Origin of the sequence: Brevundimonas sp. 374 (assembly GCF_900102995.1) — a bacterium.
GTDB lineage: Bacteria > Pseudomonadota > Alphaproteobacteria > Caulobacterales > Caulobacteraceae > Brevundimonas > Brevundimonas vesicularis_C.
On record NZ_FNKT01000003.1, the window covers coordinates 72,420 to 92,432 of the forward strand.

Annotated in this window: 21 protein-coding genes; 6 read left to right on the forward strand and 15 right to left on the reverse strand. The window is 66.2% G+C overall.

Annotated elements, in window-relative coordinates:
• Positions 1-52: 52 nt before the first annotated feature.
• On the forward strand, positions 53-550 hold the full coding sequence (locus BLR19_RS10595; RefSeq protein WP_091750666.1) for a pyridoxamine 5'-phosphate oxidase family protein: 498 nt from the start codon (positions 53-55) through the stop codon (positions 548-550).
• Between the two features lie 59 nt (positions 551-609).
• On the opposite strand, the gene argF is transcribed toward BLR19_RS10595, so the two are convergent.
• From argF to BLR19_RS10620, 5 genes are all read right to left on the reverse strand, one after another.
• Positions 610-1,524, reverse strand: coding sequence for an ornithine carbamoyltransferase (gene argF, locus BLR19_RS10600; protein WP_091750669.1), 915 nt, complete (start codon positions 1,522-1,524; stop codon positions 610-612).
• Positions 1,525-1,663: 139 nt separating this feature from the next.
• Positions 1,664-2,857 (reverse strand): aspartate aminotransferase family protein, encoded by a 1,194-nt coding sequence (locus tag BLR19_RS10605; protein ID WP_255353562.1) that lies wholly within the window; start codon positions 2,855-2,857, stop codon positions 1,664-1,666.
• Positions 2,858-2,948: 91 nt separating this feature from the next.
• Positions 2,949-3,473, reverse strand: coding sequence for a YcxB family protein (locus tag BLR19_RS10610; RefSeq protein WP_091750673.1), 525 nt, complete (start codon positions 3,471-3,473; stop codon positions 2,949-2,951).
• The gene (locus BLR19_RS10615) at positions 3,470-4,480 is read right to left on the reverse strand and encodes a M28 family metallopeptidase (protein ID WP_091750676.1); all 1,011 of its coding nucleotides are present in this window, start codon (positions 4,478-4,480) and stop codon (positions 3,470-3,472) included. The genes BLR19_RS10610 and BLR19_RS10615 overlap by 4 nt, the downstream gene beginning before the upstream one ends.
• Before the next feature lie 42 nt (positions 4,481-4,522).
• A complete protein-coding gene (locus tag BLR19_RS10620) occupies positions 4,523-5,353 on the reverse strand; it encodes an ABC transporter permease (RefSeq protein WP_091750961.1) in 831 nt (276 codons plus the stop codon).
• A gap of 308 nt (positions 5,354-5,661) precedes the next feature.
• Here BLR19_RS10620 and BLR19_RS10625 point away from each other — a divergent pair, with 308 nt between their 5' ends.
• A complete protein-coding gene (locus BLR19_RS10625; protein ID WP_091750679.1) occupies positions 5,662-6,198 on the forward strand; it encodes a cell cycle sigma 70 cofactor GcrA in 537 nt (178 codons plus the stop codon).
• A 242-nt stretch (positions 6,199-6,440) separates the two neighbouring features.
• Here the strand turns inward: BLR19_RS10625 and BLR19_RS14690 are convergent, their stop codons facing one another.
• Positions 6,441-6,782 (reverse strand): hypothetical protein, encoded by a 342-nt coding sequence (locus BLR19_RS14690; RefSeq protein ID WP_143007368.1) that lies wholly within the window; start codon positions 6,780-6,782, stop codon positions 6,441-6,443.
• Between the two features lie 25 nt (positions 6,783-6,807).
• Positions 6,808-7,215, reverse strand: coding sequence for a Co2+/Mg2+ efflux protein ApaG (gene apaG, locus BLR19_RS10630; RefSeq protein ID WP_017506618.1), 408 nt, complete (start codon positions 7,213-7,215; stop codon positions 6,808-6,810).
• A gap of 81 nt (positions 7,216-7,296) precedes the next feature.
• On the opposite strand from apaG, the gene BLR19_RS10635 reads away from it, so the two are divergent.
• The gene (locus BLR19_RS10635) at positions 7,297-8,322 is read left to right on the forward strand and encodes a 2'-deoxycytidine 5'-triphosphate deaminase (protein WP_091750682.1); all 1,026 of its coding nucleotides are present in this window, start codon (positions 7,297-7,299) and stop codon (positions 8,320-8,322) included.
• A gap of 63 nt (positions 8,323-8,385) precedes the next feature.
• On the opposite strand, the gene BLR19_RS10640 is transcribed toward BLR19_RS10635, so the two are convergent.
• Positions 8,386-9,678: an MFS transporter gene (locus BLR19_RS10640; RefSeq protein ID WP_255366598.1), complete on the reverse strand. Its 1,293-nt coding sequence runs from the start codon at positions 9,676-9,678 to the stop codon at positions 8,386-8,388.
• Positions 9,679-9,744: 66 nt separating this feature from the next.
• Here BLR19_RS10640 and dapE point away from each other — a divergent pair, with 66 nt between their 5' ends.
• Positions 9,745-10,941: a succinyl-diaminopimelate desuccinylase gene (gene dapE / locus BLR19_RS10645; protein ID WP_091750685.1), complete on the forward strand. Its 1,197-nt coding sequence runs from the start codon at positions 9,745-9,747 to the stop codon at positions 10,939-10,941.
• A 40-nt stretch (positions 10,942-10,981) separates the two neighbouring features.
• On the opposite strand, the gene BLR19_RS10650 is transcribed toward dapE, so the two are convergent.
• A complete protein-coding gene (locus BLR19_RS10650) occupies positions 10,982-11,839 on the reverse strand; it encodes a CPBP family glutamic-type intramembrane protease (protein WP_176758330.1) in 858 nt (285 codons plus the stop codon).
• 29 nt (positions 11,840-11,868) lie between these two features.
• Positions 11,869-13,170, reverse strand: coding sequence for an amidohydrolase (locus BLR19_RS10655; RefSeq protein WP_218119396.1), 1,302 nt, complete (start codon positions 13,168-13,170; stop codon positions 11,869-11,871).
• Between the two features lie 90 nt (positions 13,171-13,260).
• On the opposite strand from BLR19_RS10655, the gene BLR19_RS10660 reads away from it, so the two are divergent.
• Positions 13,261-13,617 (forward strand): hypothetical protein, encoded by a 357-nt coding sequence (locus BLR19_RS10660; protein ID WP_091750694.1) that lies wholly within the window; start codon positions 13,261-13,263, stop codon positions 13,615-13,617.
• A gap of 46 nt (positions 13,618-13,663) precedes the next feature.
• Positions 13,664-14,098 (forward strand): SRPBCC domain-containing protein, encoded by a 435-nt coding sequence (locus BLR19_RS10665; protein ID WP_091750697.1) that lies wholly within the window; start codon positions 13,664-13,666, stop codon positions 14,096-14,098.
• Here BLR19_RS10665 and BLR19_RS10670 read toward each other — a convergent pair.
• The 5 genes from BLR19_RS10670 to BLR19_RS10690 are packed head-to-tail and all read right to left on the reverse strand — an operon-like array spanning position 14,095 to position 20,005.
• Complete coding sequence (locus tag BLR19_RS10670) at positions 14,095-15,075, reverse strand: type II secretion system F family protein (RefSeq protein WP_091750700.1); 981 nt, start codon at positions 15,073-15,075, stop codon at positions 14,095-14,097. The genes BLR19_RS10665 and BLR19_RS10670 overlap by 4 nt on opposite strands.
• Before the next feature lie 10 nt (positions 15,076-15,085).
• Entirely contained in the window at positions 15,086-16,063 is a 978-nt protein-coding gene (locus tag BLR19_RS10675) for a type II secretion system F family protein (RefSeq protein WP_091750703.1), read from the reverse strand.
• A 4-nt stretch (positions 16,064-16,067) separates the two neighbouring features.
• Complete coding sequence (locus BLR19_RS10680; protein WP_255366600.1) at positions 16,068-17,735, reverse strand: CpaF family protein; 1,668 nt, start codon at positions 17,733-17,735, stop codon at positions 16,068-16,070.
• A 3-nt stretch (positions 17,736-17,738) separates the two neighbouring features.
• Positions 17,739-19,325, reverse strand: a complete 1,587-nt coding sequence (locus tag BLR19_RS10685; protein ID WP_091750704.1) for an AAA family ATPase — start codon at positions 19,323-19,325, stop codon at positions 17,739-17,741.
• 2 nt (positions 19,326-19,327) lie between these two features.
• Positions 19,328-20,005: a CpaD family pilus assembly protein gene (locus BLR19_RS10690; protein ID WP_091750707.1), complete on the reverse strand. Its 678-nt coding sequence runs from the start codon at positions 20,003-20,005 to the stop codon at positions 19,328-19,330.
• Between the last annotated feature and the right edge of the window lie 8 nt (positions 20,006-20,013).

The following is a 20,013-nucleotide window of genomic DNA, read 5'->3' on the forward strand; positions in this document are numbered from 1 at the left end:
CCCGATCACGGCCGGTCGGTTGAACCTTGCGAACCACTCAAGGAGAGACCGCGTGTCCGACAAACTGACCCCCGCCGAGGCCGAGAAGGAATTCTGGAAGAGCCTGAAGGAGTCCAACACCGGCATGCTGGGCATCGATCGCCCCGGCTATCACCACCAACCCATGACCGGTTTCGGCGAGGACGAGACGGGGACCATCTGGTTCTTCACCCGCGACGACACCGATTTCGCCCGTGACGTCGCCGGCGGTGGCCAGAACGGCATGTTCTGCTACCAGGCCAAGGACGGCAAGGTTCAGGCTTGCATCCACGGCCGCCTGGCCATCGATCAGGACCGCAGCCGCATCGAGAAATACTGGAACCCCGTCGTCGCCGCCTGGTATCCGGACGGCAAGGACGACGCCCACCTGACCCTGGTCCGTTTCGACGCCGACGACGGCCGCGTGTGGGTGTCCGACAAGGGCGCGCTGGGCTTCGGCTACGAAGTCCTGAAGGCCAACCTGACCAAGAGCGTCCCGGATGTCGGCGGCGTGTCGGACGTCAAACTCTAGGCTTCGACTCTTCAAAAACTAGAAGGGGCGGACCCGAGCGGGTCCGCCCTTTTTTTCGTTCAGCCGCCAAAGCACCAAGCCAGAACGGCCTTCTGGGCATGGATGCGGTTTTCGGCCTCGTCCCAGACCAGAGAGCGCGGCCCGTCGATGACGGCGTCGGTGACTTCCTCGCCACGGTGGGCGGGAAGGCAATGCAGGAAGACCGCTTCGGGATCGGCGAGATCCATCAGGGCTTCATCGACGCCGTAATGTTCGAACGCCGCGAGCCGCGCCTCATAGTCCTGATCCCCCATGGAGACCCAGGTGTCGGTGACGACGACGTCGGCGCCCTTGACCGCCTCGCGCGGATCGCTGGTCAGGGTGACGGCGTCGCCGCCCTTGGCCAGATCGCGCAGGTCCGGGTGGTATTCCGCCGGGCAGGCGACGTTCAGATGAAAGCCGAACTTGGGCGCCGCGTGCATGAAGCTGTGGCAGACGTTGTTGCCGTCGCCGATCCAGGCGATCGTCTTGCCGGCGATCGGCCCGCGATGCTCTTCGATCGTCTGCAGATCGGCCAGGATCTGGCACGGGTGCGAACGGTCGGTCAGGCCGTTGACCACGGGCACGGTCGAGACGCGGGCGAACCGCTCGACATCCTCGTGATCGTTGGCGCGGATCATCACGGCATCGACCATGCGCGACAGCACGCGGGCGGTGTCCTCCACCGGCTCGCCGCGGCCCAACTGCATGTCTGCGGCCGTGGCGATGATCGCCGAGCCGCCCAGCTGGCGGATGGCCGCGTCGAAGCTGAACCGGGTGCGGGTCGAGTTCTTCTCGAAGATCATCGCCAGAACGCGATCCTGGCCCGGCGCATCGGCGTCGGCGCGCCCCTGGGGCCAGCCCTTGCGGGCGGCCTTGCGGGCATGGGCGTCGTCCAGGATGGCGCGCAGATCCGCCGCGTCTAGCCGGTGGATGTCGAGGAAGTGCCGGACCATATGTCTAGCTCCGCTCATCCCCGCGAAGCGGGGACCTAGTGCTGTGGGCGACAGCCGCCCGTCGGGTGTTTCATCCGTCGATCCCGCGTTCTCGAAAGAAGTGGGTCCCCGCTTTCGCGGGGATGAGCGGATGTCGGGCTCAGGCCGCCAGCTTTTCGCGGGCGACCTCGCAGGCCGCTTCGAAACGGGCCACGGCTTCGCGGGCCTCGTCCAGCGTCAGGTTCAACGGCGGCAGCAGTCGCACGCAGTTGTCGCCGCCGCCGGCGATCAGCAACTGCTGCGTGTCGCGCGCCAGGGCCATGAACTCGCGATTGTTCGGCACCATCTTGATGCCGATCAGAAGGCCCTTGCCGCGGACGTCGGCGATCACATCGGGGAAGCGTTCCTGAAGGCCGGCGAACTGCTGCTTCAGATAGCCGGCGACCTCGTTGACGTTGTTCAGCGTCTCGGGGCTGTTGATCAGGCTCAGCGCCTTCTGACCCACGGCCATGGCCAGAGGATTGCCGCCGAAGGTCGAGCCGTGAACGCCGACCGTCATCCCCTTGGCCGCCTTGGCCGAGGCCAGGCAGGCGCCGATGGGGAAGCCCCCGCCCAGGGCCTTGGCCACAGCCATGATATCCGGCGCCATGCCCGCCCATTCATGGGCCCACAGCTTGCCGGTCCGGCCCATGCCGCACTGGACCTCATCGAAGATGATCAGGACGCCGTGTTCGTCGCACAGGTCGCGCAGCCCCCGCAGGCATTGTTCGGGCATGGCGCGGCAGCCGCCCTCGCCCTGCACGGGCTCGACGATGATGGCGGCGGTCGTGGGGTTGGCGATGGCGGCCTTGATCGCCTCGTGGTCGCCCCACTTCAGCTGGTGGAAGCCCTGCATCGGCGGGCCGAAGCCCTCGGTATAGCTGGGGTTGGCGGCGGCGTTGATCGCGCCATAGGTCCGACCGTGGAACGAGCCGTCGAAGCCGTAGATGTCGATCCGCTCAGGCGCGCCATTGGCCGAATGGTACTTGCGCGCCGTCTTCAGCGCGCATTCGACGGCTTCGGTGCCCGAGTTGGTGAAGAACACCACGTCGGCGAAGCTGGATTCGCACAGGGCGTCAGCCAGCGCTTCCTGACCCGGGATGCGAAAGATGTTGGAGACGTGCCACAGCTTCTCGGCTTGATCCTTGACCGCCTGGACCAGTTCGGGGTGGGCGTGGCCCAGGCCGTTGGTCGAGATGCCGGCGACGCAGTCGAGATATTCGGTCCCGTCGGTCGCCCACAGACGCGCGCCTCGGCCGCGTTCCACTTCCAGCGGCGCGCGATTGTAGACACCCATCAGATGTTCAGTGGACACGGGACCAAGACCTCCAAAAGCGAGACGGCCCCGGCGCGAGCGCGACGGAGCCGGATCAATACGGTCAGGCGTTGTCGGACGCGCGAGGGTCTTAGTCAACACCGGCGCCAAGGACGCCCCGCGCTCGCACATCGGCGATCAAGACGCGCAACGCCTGCCGTTGATCCGTCTCCAGCACGCGCAAGGGCAGGATGAAGTTGGTGTTGGGCGAGGCTGCGAAGATCAGGCGATCCCTCTCCTCCACCACCGCGACCAGATTGCGCCAGCCGATGCGGGTGTCGAAATCCGCTCCCGACAGCGCCAGACCGCTGTCATCGATGCGCCAGTCGGTTGGCCTCTGCGCGATCGGCGACCGGCGCGCCGCCGCCATGACCCTGTAATGCGCCAGGACCGACAGCCCGATAAAGCCGTACAGCCCAACCAACTGCAGGCCGACGATCCAGCTGGTCCGCTCCAGGGGCAGGCCGAGGCAGACAGCGATGGTCGCCAGCATGGCGCCGCCCAGAAACAACACGGGCAGGTTCGCCCAGCGCCGGACGACGGGCCACGCCTTGACGGCCGCCCGACCTTCCTTCGGCGTCGGCTGGACGCCGCGAACCTCGATGACCGCCGTCACTCGCCGCCGGGCGTCGTCGCCGGGGCCGCCGGTGCGGTTTCGGCGGCGACCGCTGCGTCCTTGGCCTGGATTTCGACCAGCTTTTTGTCCAGGGCCAGGCCCAGGTCGGCGATGAACAGGCCGAAACGGGCGACGTCGACGCCCTTCAGATACGACAGCTTATCTTCGGTAGAGTGGATGCGCTGGAAGACGGGCGGGACAAAGCCCTCCTTCAGGCCGTTGTCCTTGCCGCCATTGAAGGCCAGCCACATCTGGTGGGCGCCGACCGCATCTTGGGTGCCCATCGAAACCACCGGCACGCCCGCGGCCGAGAAGGCGCGGTCGTCGCTGGGCGGATAGGTCGGATAGGGCATGCAGTCGAAGCCGCGTTCGGCGCACAGGCCGCGCAGCGTCTCCAGCACGAAGGCCGACTGCGGCCCATTGTTCTCGCCATACATGACCGTCTGACCATAGGCGGCGACATCGGCGTTGATGACGGCGGCGATGCGGTCCTTGCCGTGTTTCTCAAGGAAGGCCTTGGCGCCCAGAAGGCCCAGCTCTTCCTGGTCGGTGAAAACGAAGACGAAGCGGTGGGCGACCGGCTGGCCTTCCAGCGCCATGTCCAGCGTCTTGGCCGCCTCCATCATCGCCATGACCGAGCCGACGTTGTCGACGATGCCCTGCGACAGCGTCCCATCGCGCAGCTTCACCGCGTCATAGTGGGCGGTCAGGACGATATCCTTGTCGCCCTGCCCCACCGTGACGACGACATTGGCGCCTTCCATCGGGCCGGTGGCCTGGTTGCCGCCTTCGAAGGTCTGGATTTCGGGCGTGAAGCCCAGCGTCGTCAGGAAACCGACCAGAACCTGGGTCCGCTCGGCGTTGGTGGGCTTGATGAACTGGGCGGCGCCGGCGGCGATATCCGGGCGATCGCCGGCCTGGGGCGTCGCTTCCTGAGCGGAGGCGGGCCCAAAAGCGGATGTGGCGGCGAACAGGGCCGTGGCGGCGACGAGCGAACGAAACAGCATGAAGCGGACCTCTCGGGGGAGCGATCCGCAACAGGTAGCGATCTAGCTCTTAAGACGCCAGCCCGAGCGGAACACCAGCCAGCAGACCACGCCCATGACGGCCATCAGCACGGCCGACCCTATGACGCCGACCGTCAGATTGCTCTCGGCATGGGCGATGAAGCCGTAGCGGAAGCCGTCGATCAGATAGAAGAAGGGGTTGTAGCGGCTCAGCGCCCGGAACGGCTCGGGCAGGTTCTCGACCAGATAGAAGGTCCCCGACAGGAAGGTCATCGGCATGACGATGAAATTCTGGACCGCCGACAGGTGGTCAAACTTCTCGCTCCACAGCCCCGCCAGCACCCCGGTCATGCCCATGATGAAACAGGCGGCCAGGGCGAACCAGACGATGGCGAAGATGTTGGCGATGCCCAGCGGCGCAAACGGCAGCACGCAGATCGCCGTCACCAGACCGACCGCCAGCCCACGCGTCGCGGCGCCCAGCGTAAAGCCCAGCGTCAGCTCCAGCGGGCTGAGCGGCGGGGTCAGGAAGTCGGTCGCGGTACCCATGATCTTGGCCTGGATCAGGCTGGACGAGGCGTTGGCGAAGGCATTGTTCAACATGGCCATCATGATCAGGCCGGGCGCGACGAACAGGGCGAATGGCGTGCCGTGCAGCGGCGGCCGCGCATTCTGAAGCGCCACCACGAACACCAGCATATAGAGCAGCGTCGTGACTACCGGCGCCGCCACCGTCTGGGCGCCCACCTTCCAGAAGCGCCGCACCTCTCGCAGATACAGGGTCTGCACCCCGATCCAGTTGATCCCCGGATAGCGACGCGGCTGCGGCAGGCCGGCAGGCCGGGTGGAGATCAGATCGGGCGTATCGGTCATGGCCCGCCAGATGCGCTTTGAAGCCTTGCTGCGCAAGGCCGGGTGACTGGTGAATGGTGAATCGTGACTTCCGAAGGGCGCAGCCGTGTTCCACGACCCAACTCGCCACGCCACGCCACTCACCACTCACCATTCACCGCTCACCAATCCGCCTTAACCTTAACGATGATTCAATATCTGGTTTCTGTGGACAGGATGATTCGCACATCTTGCGTCTCTTAACAGCTGGTTTACGATTAGTTGTAGGTCAAGACCCCGGAGGGGGAGCCTGGACCTAGATATTGAATCCAAACTCGCTGGAGGGTGGCATGACCGCAGGCTGGACCGACGACCGCGTAGGCGCGCTAAAGAAGCTCTGGCTTGAGGGCCAGTCCGCGAGCCAGATCGCCAAACAACTGGGCGGCGGGGTCACCCGCAACGCCGTGATCGGTAAGGTGCACCGTCTGGGCCTGTCGGGCCGGGCCGCCCCGTCGCAACCGGCGCGCACCGTGGCCGCGACCTTCCGCACCGCGCGTCCGCGCCCGGCGCCGGCCGCTCCGGCGCAGCAACCTTCGGCTCCGCGCCGTCTGGAAGCCGTCCAGCCCAAGCCGGTCGAACCCGCCGGGCCTGTCCCCGCCCCGATCCCGGACCTGCCGGGCACGGCGACCGTGATGACCCTGGGCGCCCACATGTGCAAATGGCCGATCGGCGACCCGTCGTCGCGCGAGTTCAGCTTCTGCGGCCGCCGCTCGTCGGAAGGCGTCTATTGCGTCGAACACGCCCGCGTCGCCTACCAGCCGCAAGTCCGTCGCGGCTCCAAGGAAAGCGGCTCCGACCTGGCCCGCAGCCTGCGTCGTTATATCTAAGGGCGCTACCGCGCTTCGCGCGACTTGAGCGCGGCGCTTCGCGCAGGGCGCACGACTGCGCTCAAGTCGTGAGCGACCGCGTCGCGAACGTAGCGCCAAAAAGATGCTCCCTAGGGAGCCGACTTCCCCCTCGCCGGTTCGCGCAAGCGGCCAGCGAGACTTCAGGGGCGGGGCTGCGGTTCATCCGGGTTGACGCAGCCCCATCCGCCTTGGGCGGCTCTAATCAAAAGACGAAGCTGGCATCACTGACGGCTAGTAACGGGCGATCCCAGCTTGGACTCCGCCATATCCCAATCGAACACTTCGCCAGTCGATCGTTGCACGGCGAACCACCCTAAATTGGTGCTGCAAATTCCATCGCAATCTCGGTCGCTGTGCAGGGACAAGACATAGTAGCCAGCGGGATTGAACTCGGCCGCCACATGGTCGCAGAACGCCGCTGAAGCCGCCGGAAAACGATGACTATCCGTCGTGCGCCTCTTCGCTAGTTCACATGCTTGCGTTTCACTCACCCCTTCACGCGTAGAGAAACAGCCGCCAGACGACATGGCTGCTAAAAACGCCAAGACCATCGTCCGCTTCATGTCGCATTCCCATTGACTGACGCGTTCAGTTCAGCACCCGCCGCGCATCGGGCGTATCCAGCGAAAACGCCGGAATCTGCGCCTCGAAACTGCGCCCGTCCGCATCCGTCATATAATAGGCGCCCACCATCGAACCGCTGTCGGTGCCCAGCGGACAGCCCGAGGCGTAGGCGTAGCTGCCGCCCGGCTCGATCACCGGCTGTTCGCCGACCACGCCGGGGCCGCGCACCTCTTCGACATGGCCGTGGCCGTCGGTGATGGTCCAGCGACGCGCCATCAACTGCACCGTCGAGCCCGTCAGGTTCACGATCTCGATCTGGTAGGCCCAGACCCAGCGGCCTTCGTCGGGATCGGACTGGCCCGCCAGATAGCTGGGCCGCACCCGGATCAGGATGCCGTTCGTCTCGGCGGTATAGGCAGGGCCATCGTGCATGGGCTATATGCTCGCCCCGCCGCGCGCGGGCTGCAAGCGCGACTTGGAGACAAGTCGTGAAAACCGTGTGAGACAGACGCCATGAGCTCCTTCCAAGCGCCCCGTCCCGGCATCCTGCCCGCCCAGTCCATCGAGACGTTGATCGCCACAGGCGCCGTCACGTCCGACACGCCCTTCGACCACGACCAGGTCCAGCCGGCCAGCCTGGACCTGAGGCTGTCGGATCAGGCCTGGCGCGTGCGCGCCTCCTTCCTGCCCGGCCGGCGCAAGGTCGAGGACCGCATCGCCGACGTGGCCATGCACGCCATCGAGATCACCGAGGCGGGCGTCGTGCTGGAAAAGGGCTGCGTCTATATCGTGCGCCTTCAGGAGCGGCTGAAACTGCCCCAGGGCCTGATCGCCCGCGCCAATCCAAAAAGCTCGACCGGCCGCGTCGATGTTTTCGTGCGTCTGCTGACGGATCAGGGCGCCAGTTTCGACGACGTCGCCGAAGGTTATGACGGCCCGCTCTATATGGAGGTCGCGCCCCAGACCTTCTCCATCCTGGTCCGTCCCGGCACGCGCCTGAACCAGTTGCGGCTCAAGGCCGGCGATCCGCCCAAGCTCGAGACCCGCTCGGTCGGCGTCGATCTGCAGGGCGGCGACATCGTCGGCTTCCGCGGGCGTCGCCATGCGGGCGTGGTCGATCTGGACCACATCGACGGCCACGACCCGCGCGACTTCTGGGAGCCGTTGAGCCTTCGCCGTGGCGAACTGCTGCTGGATCCGGGCGAGTTCTACATCCTGGCCTCGTCCGACGACGTCGAAATCCCGGTCGATCAGGCCGCCGAAATGACGCCCATCGATCCGTCGGTCGGCGAGTTCCGCGTCCACTATGCCGGCTTCTTCGACCCCGGCTTCGGCACCGACGAGGCGCATGGCGCCGGCTCGAAAGGCGTGCTGGAAGTCCGCACCCACGACACGCCGTTCCTGCTGGAACACGGCCAGATCGTCGCCCGCCTGGTCTATGAACCCCTGACCGAACGCCCCAGCCGCCTGTATGGCGAAAGCGGCAGCCACTATCAGAACCAGGGCCTGAAGCTGTCGAAGCACTTCAAGGCGTGGTGAAGCGTGATGGGTGACTGGTGAATCGTGATTGGCGCGTAGTCGTCACGATTCACCGCTCACGACTCACGTCAGCCGATCCGCCTTCCTCAGCCCCGGGAACATCGTCGCCCAGGCCCCGGTCGCGGCCAGGGCGCCGAAGCCGCCGAACACGGCCGCCCCGACCGCGCCCAGCAGCCGGACCATGACGCCGGAATAGGCCTCGCCCAGTTCGTTCGAGGCGCCGATGAACAGCATGGACACCGACGACACCCGCCCGCGCATGTGATCGGGCGTGGCCAGCTGAATCAGGGTCTGGCGCACATTGACGCTGATCATGTCCGCTGCCCCGCCGATGAACAGGACCAGGCCCGACAGCCAGACGATGCGCGACAGGCCGAAGGTGATGGTGCACAGGCCGAACACCGCCACCGCCGCAAACATCCAGCGCCCGCCGTTCTGGCGGATCGGATAGCGGCTCAGATAGATGGCCATGACCATGGCCCCGACGCCGAATGACGCCCGCAGCAGGCCGAACCCTTGCGGCCCGACATGCAGGATGTCGCGCGCGAAGATGGGCGTCAGCAGGGCCACACCCGCCAGCAGTACCACGACCAGGTCCAGTGAAATGGCGCCCAGCACGATCTTGGTCTTCCACACATAGGCCAGCCCCTCTTTGACCGAGTCGATCGGCGACAGCGGATTGGCCTGTGGCGCGGGCTTGCCGCTGGTGCGGATCAGGATGAAGGCCGCGACGGCCAGCAGGAACATGCCCAGCGACACCGCATAGGCCAAGGGCACGTTCACCCCCACGATCACCCCGCCCAGGGCAGGGCCGGCGATGGCGCCGGTCTGAAACGCGATGGACTGGGCCGCGATGGCGGGCGGCAGGGCCTTGCGCCCCACGACCATCGGCAGGAAGGCCTGGCTGGCCGGCGCCAGAAACGCCCGCGCCGCGCCGAACAGGGCCGCGACCGCCAACAGACCCCACAGCGGCGGGTTTCCATGCAGGGCCATGGCCAGAAACGACCCCGCACACGCCGCCTCGACCAGGATCGAGATCCACACCGTGCGCTTGCGGTCGCGCCGATCCGCCATCGCCCCGGCCGGGAGGGTGAAGGCCAGAAGCGGCAGGAACTGACACAGCCCCACCAGCCCCAGATACAGGCTGGCCTCCTCGATCGGGTGATCGCGCCGGGCGATCTCATAGACCTGCCACAACAGGGCCGACGACTGAATCTGGATCGCCAGCACCGCCACCACGCGGCCGAACCACAACAGGCGGAAGTCGCGAATGCCCCACGGGCTGGACGGGCCTTCTGGCGGTGAGGGCGGAACGGGCGGGGCGGCGGGGCCGGCAGCGATGGATTCTGTGGTCAAGGTCTCGGCTTCAGCAGGGGCGCACCGTCTTCTCGCAGACGCGGATTATCCCTAAAGCATAGCCGCATGAGCCGCGCATCAACTCCCGTTATCGATCCCGTCGAACTGACCCGCGACCTGATCCGCATTCCGTCGGTCACGCCCGCCGACGAAGGGGCGATGGATGTGCTTGAACGGCATCTGACGGCGCTGGGCTTCACCTGCCGCCGCCTGGCTTTCGAGGGACCGGGCGGCGAAGGCGTCCATGCGCGGATCGAGAACCTGTACGCCCGGCGCGGGACCGCCTCGCCCAACCTCTGTTTCGCCGGCCATACGGATGTGGTTCCGACTGGCCCGTCGGACCAGTGGTCGTCGCGACCCTTCAACGCCGAGGTCAAGGACGGCGTCCTGTACGGTCGCGGCGCGGTGGACATGAAGGGCGGGATCGCCGCCTGGGTCGCCGCCGTGTCCCAGGTCATCGCAGACGGTGAACCCGCCGGCTCCCTCTCCTTCCTGATCACCGGCGACGAGGAAGGCCCGGCGCTGCATGGCACCAAACGCGTGGTCGAGGCCCTGGCCGCCGAGGGCGAGGTCATCGACGCCTGCGTGGTCGGCGAACCCTCGTCGTCGCAACAGCTGGGCGACATGATCAAGGTCGGGCGGCGCGGCTCGTTGAACACCTGGATCACCGTCCACGGCAAACAGGGCCACGTCGCCTATCCCGAGCGCGCCGCCAACCCGGCCCCGGTGATCGCGAAGCTGATGGCTCGTCTGAACGATCATGTGCTGGATGAAGGCTACGAGAACTTTCCCCCGTCGAACCTCGAAATCACCACCATCGACATCGGCAATCCGGCGACCAACATCATCCCGGCGCAGGCGACGGCGCGGCTGAACATCCGCTTCAACCCCAGCCACACCGGCGACGCCCTGATCGACTGGCTGAACCGCGAGGCCGGGGCCATGCAGGCCAAGACCGGATTTCAGATCACTCTGGAGCACCTGTGCTCGGGCGAGGCCTTCCTGACCGAGCCGGGCGCCTTCGTGGAGGCGGTTCAGGACGCGGTCGAGGCCGTGGCGGGCCGCCGCCCCGAGGCCTCCACCACCGGCGGCACCTCCGACGCCCGCTTCATCCGCGCCCTGTGCCCGGTGCTGGAACTGGGCCTGGTCGGCCAGACCATGCACCAGATCGACGAACGCGTGCCGACGGCGGAGCTGGAGACACTGACCGCCGTCTATCGCCGGGTGATCGAGACGGTGTTCGAGCGAATGCAAAAGGCCTGACGGCGCCGCTGGTAAGGCACTCACCGTCATCGACAGTTGATCAAAAGCCGCTCAGCAGACTCGGACCCACATTTATTATGATGTGAGTTCCGACAATCAGACCAATTGAGCCTGTTCGCAGCCAGATTACCCCTAAGACCAATCCAAACAGCGTCTGCATCAGGAAGTGGGGCAAATAGCTTTGGGCTGCGTACTCCAGCATCGACCAATCGGTCCGTACAACGGGCTGCATGAGAGCAAGCGGCGCATGAGTAAGTCCGAAGAACACGCCCGACAGAAATACCGCGTTGAACCGAGAGCGCGTCAGACTTAGCAATGCTGTCAGCAGCAAAATCCGAAACACGACTTCTTCTGCCGCAGCGCCAGCGATCAACGCCGCAAGCTGAACGCATAGCTGACCAATAACCGGAAGCTGGTAGTCTTGAGGGGCATTGGCAAACTTCAAGTAGCTTACAAACGACGCCAAACCGAAGGCTGCTAGCCCCACGGTCATCAGCCTGAGTGGAGGCCCGGATTGTAGACGCACAGGCCAGGTCACGAAGCCTGAAGCAAGAAAGGCTGTCGGGATTGCAATCCACGCTGCAAGACCGACGACGCTCGCCGTCTCGTCAAGGCGCCCCTGTAGATCAAAAAACCAACCCACGCACAGCTGGATCACGAGCACCGTTGCGATCAGAAGCGCGATCCGGCCAACCTGTTGCGTCGCTGAACCTGAGCTCCAATAGGTGCGTGAACCCGCCGTAGCAAAACGCAGCGCCAGAAATATCGGCCCGAAGATGATGGTCAGGGCCAGTGCGAAAGACGCATAAATGGTGCTGGCGATCTCGGGGTCTACGACGCCCGAAGCTGATATCAAGAACGAGTAGCTCAATACCGCCAGCGCGACAGCGAACGTCATCGACAACCTACGCGCAATCATCAGAGCACTTAACTCCGCTCCAAGAACCGCAATGCCGTCAGCACGTGCGTCGTCACGCCCAGCGGCAGGATCTTCTCGTTCGGTGAGAACTCCGGCGAATGGTTGGGCGCGGAGGTCGCGGGATCGACGCCGTCGGGACTGGCGCCCAGATGGTAGAAGACGCCGGGGATGACCTGCTGGAAATAGCTGAAGTCCTCGGCCACCGTGGTCGGGGGTGTGGCGGGGTTGACGCTCCCCTCGCCCGCCGCCTCGGTCAGGACCGGGGCCAGCCAGGCGGACAGGCCAGGGTCGTTGAACACCAGGGCGGCGTTCTGTTTGACGCCGAACTCGGCGGTGGCGCCGTAGGCTTCTGCGACATGGTCGATGGCAGTCTCGGCGCGGGCGACCAGGGCGTCGCGCTGGGCCACATCGAAGGTGCGCAGCGTACCCGACAGCGTCGCACTGTCGGGGATGATGTTGTAGCGGACGCCGGCGTTGATCGTGGCGATGGTGAAGACGGTCGGGGTCGTGGTCGGATCGACCGTGCGCGCCGTCAGGGTGTTGACCGTCTCGACCACCTGGCCCGCCACAGCGATCACATCGACCCCGCGCCAGGGCCAGGCGCCGTGCGTCTGCTTGCCCTTCAGGCGGATATCCACGCGGTCCGAGGCGGCCATGAACCCTTTCGGCCGATAGAAGACGCTGCCCGGACGGCCCGGCACGACGTCCAGGCCAAAGATGGCCTCGGGCTTGGGATCGTTCAGCGCCCCTTCGGCGATCATCAGGGCCGCCCCGCCCTTGGGCTCTCCCGGAGGCGCGCCCTCCTCGGCCGGCTGGAAGACGAAGACCACCGTGCCGGCGATCCGGTCCTTCATCCCCGCCAGCACCTCGGCCGCCCCCATCAGCATGGCCATATGCATGTCGTGGCCGCAGGCGTGGGCCACCGGCACCGTATTGCCCATATAGGTCCCGGTCGCGCTCGAGGCGAAGGCCAGGCCTGTCGCCTCCTGCACCGGCAGGGCGTCCATGTCGGCGCGCAGGGCCACCGTCCGACCCGGCCGTGCGCCGCGCAGCACGCCGATCACCCCGGTCTTGCCGACCCCGGTGCGCACCTCCAGCCCCAGCGATCGCAGATGCTCGGCGATCACCCCGGCCGACCGCGTCTCGGCGAAGCCCAGTTCGGGGTGCTGGTGGAAATCGCGCCGCCAGGCCACAACCTCTGGCATGACGCGCTGCACGGCGGCGTCCACGCCGGCCGTATCGACCTGAGCCTGAGCGGAGCCGGCGGCAAGCAGCAGCGCCATTGTGGAGGCGGCGAACAATCGGCGCATGTGAAGGTCCCGTGAAATTTTCAGCCCGACGACAGGTGACGGCGCCGCACCCGCTTGTGCAAGCCGTCGCGAACGCCGATTTCTGTCCGCATGGGTGAGAAGGCCTTCAAGAGCGCAAAGACCGAATGGCGCGACGTCGTTCTGGTCTGCCGCAAATGTTCGAAAAAGCTGGACGGCGGCTTCGGCCCCGGCGGCGATCTGACGCTAAAAAAGGCGCTGCGAAAATATCTGCACCTCAAGAAGGGCAAACAGGGTCGCAAGGGCGAGCTGACGGTCGTCGGCGCCGACTGTTTCGACATCTGTCCAAAGGGCGCCGTCGTCGCCGTCAACACGGCCCAGCCCAAGAAGCTGCTGATCATTCCCGCCGGCGCCGACCTGTTCGAGGTCAAGACGCGGCTGGGGCTGGACGACGGACGGCGGTTGAAGCGGATCGACGGGGCCGACTGAGGCTCGGCGCCTTTCTTCCGGCGACCAGCCGTGTCAGAGCGAAACCATGGATGACACTCGCATCGAAAAACGCGTCGGCGTTCAGGCGACCTCGGACCGCATCTGGGATCTGGTCGCGGACCTGTCCGACTGGGGCGCCTGGAACCCGATCGACAAGGACGTCGAGGGCGCCATCGCCTATGGCGGCCGCCTGACCATGACCGAGGCGTGGCCCGACATGGCCGAACGCCAGGCGGCGGCCCAGGTGGTGGAATGGCAACCGCGCGCGCGGCTGGTCTGGGCCGAACGGCGCGGCTTCCTGTTCCAGAGCCTGCGCTACATCCAGATCGAGGAGCTGGCGCCCGGCAACTGCATCGTCGCCATCGGCATCCGCTTCTCGGGCATTCGCGGCGAGCTGTTCCATGACAAGCATCGCCCGGCGATCAAGGCGGCATTGGAAAGCGCCGCCCATGGACTGAAGGCGGCGGCGGAGCGCGCCTAACGCCCGTCCTTCATCATGTCGATGACGTTCAGGATCGCCGGACCCAGGATGACGATGAACAGGACCGGCAGGAAGAACAGGATCATCGGCACGGTCAGTTTGGCCGGCAGGGCCGAGGCCTTTTTCTCTGCGGCGGACATCCGCAAATCGCGATTTTCCTTCGCCATGACGCGCAGAGCGGTGGCCAGCGGCGTGCCATAGGTCTCAGCCTGCGTCATGGCGGTCGCGACCGACTTCACACCCGGGTGGTTGGTGCGCTTGCCCAGATTTTCGTAGGCTATGCGACGGTCGGGCAGATAGCTCAACTCCGCCGACAGCAGCGACAGTTCCTCGGCCAGATCGATCGATGACGGCCCCATCTCCTGGCTGACCTTGGCAATCGCCGCCTCGATTGACATGCCCGCCTCGACACAGATCAGCAGAAGGTCCAGCGCGTCAGGGAACGCCTGCATGATCGAGGCGCGGCGCTTGTCGATCCGATTTTTCAAATAGATATTCGGCGCATAGAAGCCGGCGACAGCCGCCGCCATCGTCGCGGTAACCTTGTTCATCGTGGGCCAGTCCACGACCTTGATCACGAACAGATAAAACGCCGCCACGATCATGAAGATGAAGGGCGAGGTGAAGCGGAAGAAGTAGAAGGTCGTCAGCGGACGCGGCCCGCGATAGCCCGCCTGCACCATCTGACCCGCGACCTTGGGATCTTCCAGCAACTTGCTGAGGTTCAGCCGATCCACGATCCGCTTCTTGAACCCGTCGTCGGTGTGACGCAGCGCCCCCTGACCGCCGGCCATGTTCGCGCGAGACCGTCGTTTCAGGTCGTCGCGGCGTTCGGCGACGGCCTTCATTCGCTTGTCCAGCGCAACGCCGCCCGTCATCGACGACAAAAGGGTGACGACCGTGGCGAAGACCAGCACACCCACGCCGATGCTGAGCAGGTTCTGCGGGTCAGTGATGAAGCGGATGAAGCTTTCCATGATCCCGGCCTCAGAACTTGAACGAGATCATGCGTTTCATCACGAAGATGCCGGTCGCCATCAGCAGCGCCGCCATCAGCAGCATGAAGTTGCCGCGGAAATCGGTGAACAGCGGCATCATGTAAGAGGGGGTGGTGAACATGACCATCGTCATGACCGCAGGCGGCAGAGAGGCGATGATCCCGGCCGAAGCCAGGGCTTCGGACGACAACGCCTTGATCTTTTCGCCCATCATCCGACGAGCGCGGAGCACGGCCGACAGATTACCCAGCGCCTCGGCCAGGTTGCCGCCGGTCTTCTGCTGGATGGCGATGACGATGGTGAAGAAGCGCAGTTCGGAGGTCGGCATCCGGCCGTACATCTTCTCCAACGCCTGCTCCAGGGTCAGGCCGACGCCCAGGCCCTCGACCAGCGTCTGAAACTCAGGCCCCAGCGGCGCCGGGCTCTCGCGGGCGATGATCTTGAAACATTCGTGGACCGGCAGGCCCGATTTGATGCCGCGCACGATCACATCGACGGCGTTGGGAAACTCCAGCGAGAACTTCTTCATCCGCGACTTGCCGAGGAAGCCCACGATCCAGCGCGGCAGTCCCAGACCGAAGATCAGGGCGATGCCGATGACCACCAGGATCGGCAATCCGAAGATCAGCGCGCCCAGGCCGGTCACCAGCCCGACCACGGCCGAGATGATGTAGAAGGTTGTCACGCTCAGGCTCAGGCCTGCCTGTTTCAGGCGCGACGCCAGGGTCGTGCGCGCCTTGCGCTCGCGCCGGTCGGCGTCCTGCAACTGAACCAGGATCTGCTTGCGACGCGCCTCGGGCGTATTGGCGGCGGCCGCCTTGCGGGCGATCGCAGCGCTCTTCTTGGGTTCGCCCAGGCTTTGCGCGCGCTTGACGGCCTGAGCCGAGGAATCGTCTCCACCGACAAAGACCCAGCCGAGGCCGCCGATGGTGATGAAGGCCAGAACGGCGGCGAGAATTGGAAGCATCGTCCTACTCCGCCGCGTCCAGGGCGTCGGCCAGTTCGCGCTCCAGCCCGTAGTATCGGGCGCGATCCCAGAAGCGGGGACGGGCGATGCCGGTCGAGCGGTGCCGGCCGATGATCTTGCCGTTCTCGTCCTCGCCGGTGATATCGTAGACGAACAGGTCCTGCGTCACGATCACATCGCCTTCCAGGCCTACGACCTCGGTGATGTGGGTGATGCGGCGCGAACCGTCGCGCAGGCGGGCGGCCTGGATGATGACATCGACCGAGCCGACGATCATCTCACGGATCGTCTTGGACGGCAGGCCGTAGCCGCCCATGGTGATCATGGACTCCATCCGGCTGATGGCTTCGCGCGGGCTGTTGGCGTGCAGCGTGCCCATGGACCCGTCGTGGCCCGTGTTCATGGCCTGCAACAGGTCGAACGCCTCGGGTCCGCGCACCTCGCCGACGATGATCCGCTCGGGACGCATCCGCAGGCAGTTCTTGACCAGATCCCGCATCGTGATCGTGCCCTGGCCTTCCAGGTTCGGCGGGCGAGTTTCCAGACGCACGACGTGCGGCTGCTGCAGTTGCAGTTCGGCGGCGTCCTCGCAGGTGATGACGCGCTCGGTCGGGTCGATGAAGGCCGTCAGGGTGTTCAGCAGCGTCGTCTTGCCCGAGCCGGTGCCGCCCGAGATGACCAGATTGCATCGCGACGCGCCGATGACGCCCAGCACCCGCGCGCCCTCGGGACTGATGGAGGCGTACTCCACCAGATTCTTCATCGTCAGCTTGTCTTTCTTGAACTTCCGGATCGTCAGCGTCGGGCCGTCGATGGCCAGCGGCGGAGCGATGACGTTGACGCGCGAGCCGTCCGGCAGACGGGCGTCGCAGATGGGGCTGCTTTCGTCCACGCGGCGGCCGACCTGGCTCACGATCCGCTGGCAGATGTTCATCAGCTGGGTGTTGTCGCGGAAACGGACATTGGTCAGCTGGACCTTGCCCGCGACCTCGATGAAGACCCGGCCCGCGCCGTTGACCATGATGTCGGCGATGTCGTCGCGGCTCAGCAGCGGCTCCAGCGGACCATAGCCCAGCACGTCGTTGACGATGTCCTGAACCAGATGCTCCTGCTCGGCGACCGACATAGAGACGTTCTTGATCGCCACCAGTTCGGCGACGATGTCGCGGATCTCTTCCGACGCCGCCTTCTGGTCCAGGTGCGCCAGTTGGGCCAGGTCGATGGTGTTCATCAACGCGTTGGAGATCGTCGTCTTCGTGGCGTGATAGTAGTCGCTCTGTTCCCGGACGATCTCGGCGACCGCCTGGGCCTTCTTCAGCTGTTCAAGACCCGCCGTGGCCTTCGGGCCCGTGCCTGCGACATTGCCGGTGGGACGCGGTGCCTCAGGCGCCGGCTTGGGCTTGGGACGCGAGGCCAGGGCGTCCAGACGATCAGCCGGTGCCGGCTGGGTCGGGGCAGACGCGCGGTCGAAGGCGTCGGCCGCCGGCTCCAGTTCCTCGTCAGCAAAGGCGTAGGCCGGCGTCTTGGCAGTCGCCGCCATCGGCGCGGCGGCCGCCTGCATGCTGAACACGGACACAGGTTCGCCGCCGGGCGCGGATGCCGCAGCGGGGGCCGGAGCCGGCCGCAGGGGCGCAGGGGCGGCGCCGGGCTGACCTGTGCGTTTGCCGAACATGCGTCAGCGCTTCTTGAACATATTGGCGAACAGGGATTTCGACGCCCCGTCCGCCGGCTTGGTCTTTTCCGCCTTGCCGGCCTTCGCCGGCTTGGCCTTGGGTCCCGCCACCATCGGCAGTTCACGCCGCGACACGATCTGGGCCAGGGTCTGGAAGGCTTCGGCCGACTTGGTCTTGGCGCCGGCGTCCAGAATCATTTGGCCGTTGTTGGCGGCCGCGCCAAAGGTCTTGGCGTCGAACGGAATGATCAGGCTGGGGTGAACGCCGAGCGCCGCGCCGAAGTCCTTGGCCGGAATCTCGGGGCGTCCCGGCACCCCGACCTGGTTCAGCACCAGGCGCGGCGGCGCGTCATTGGGGCGGCCCTGGCGGATCAGATCGATCATGTTCTTGGCATTGCGCAGGGACGCCAGGTCCGGCGTCGCCACGACCACCACCTCGTCGGCGCTGATCAGGGTGCGGCGCATCCACGGCGACCACAGATGCGGAAGGTCCAGCACGACGAAGGGCGCCGTGGCGCGGATCTGGTTGGTGACCTCCTCGAACGCCTCGGTCGAGATGTCCCAGTCCGTGTCCAGACTGGCGGGCGCCGCAAACAGGCTCAGCTTGTCGGTGCAGCGGACCATCATCCGGTCCAGCAGCGTCGAATCCAGCCGGTCGGGCTGGCCCAGGGCGTCGGCGACGCCGTTCAGCGGGTCCTGGTTGAAGTCCAGGCCGGCGGTGCCGAACGGCAGGTCATAGTCGACGATCACCGTATTGGCGCCGATCCGCTCGGAAATCGCATAGGCGGTGTTGTGCGCCACGGCCGAGGCCCCCGCTCCGCCCCGCGCGCCGACGAAGGCGATGGTGCGGCCGACGAAGGGCTGGGCCGGGTCGTTGAACAGGCCGCCGATGGCCGCGATCAGCTGCAGCGGCTGCAAGGGCGCGACCAGATATTCACTGACCCCGCGCCGCATCAGCTCGCGGAACAGGATGATGTCGTTCGTCGCACCGATCACCACGACCTTGGTGCCGGCGTCGCAGACCTCGGCCAGCTGATCGACTTCCCACAGCAGGGTCTGGGGGTCTTTCAGGCACTCGACGATGATCAGCGGCGGTGTCGGCTCATGCTGATAGGTCTCGACGGCCGCAGCGACGCCGCCGACACGGATCTGGGTCGTGGCGCGCGACAGGCGACGGTCCTGGGCCGCACGCTCGGCCGAGGCGAGTGTGTCCTGGCGCTCGGCGAAGACATGGATGGCGATGCGCGGCACCGACACTTCGCCGATGTTGCTGGCGGGGGCCAGACCGGTGAAAGCCAGCCCCGTATCCATCAGGCTGGCCTGGGCCTGGGCGACCACGTCACCGACCGGATTGAAGCCGGCGGCGTCGGGCGCATAGGCCGGGGCGGCCGGGACCGGCGCTATAGACGCGGCCTGAAGCGGCGATTGGGGCTGAGGCGCCGCCCCGGCCGGCATCGCCGACGCCGCAGGCGTGAACTGAAGCGGGCTGCGCGGCGCGGCGACGTCGTCAACCGGAGGCGCGAACTCCATATCGACATCGAACGCGTCGTCGAAGGTATCGAACTCGCGAGGGGCTGGGGCTGTGCTCATGATCAGTTCACCGCACGGGACACGGCGGTATCCCGGATCAGTTCTTCGCGCTCGGCCGATGTCGGCTTGCCGCCGCGATAGGCATCGAACACGACAGTTCGGCGCCCGGCGTCCGCCGGCGTCATGGCGCGTGGGCGCTGGATGTCGCGTGGATCCTCGATCTGGGCCGCCAAATTGGCCGTCACGGCGCATCCGAAGTTGGATGACGACCGATTGTCGCCGGTCCGGCTCAGATTGCCCCAGGCGGTTCCGCACTGCGGCACGGCGGCGCGGATCGTCTGATAGCCGACGACCACGGGCGCACGCGGATCCGGCGCGGCGTAGCTGACCAAGGTGATGCGCTCCGGCGCGACGCCGTAGGCCGCCAAGGCCGATTGGATGTCATAGGCGGTCTTCAGGGCCACCGGGTCGTTTCCGGCCGGGGCCTCGATGACCATCGGCACGGCGTCGACGTAGCGATAGCGCCCGACCAGCTCTTGCAGCGCGCCGTTCTGCGCTGGCGACAAGCCGGTGTCGTGAACCGCGAGGGCGATCCGGTCCAAATCCGGCTCGACCTGAAGCTGATAGCGCGAGGTCGGCGTCAGCGGCGGCTCGCCGCCCAGGCTGGCGGGGCCGCCGACACAGGCGCCCAGCGCCAGGGCCGTGGTCGTCAGAAGTGTGGCAATCAGGGTGCGAGTCATGGATGTGC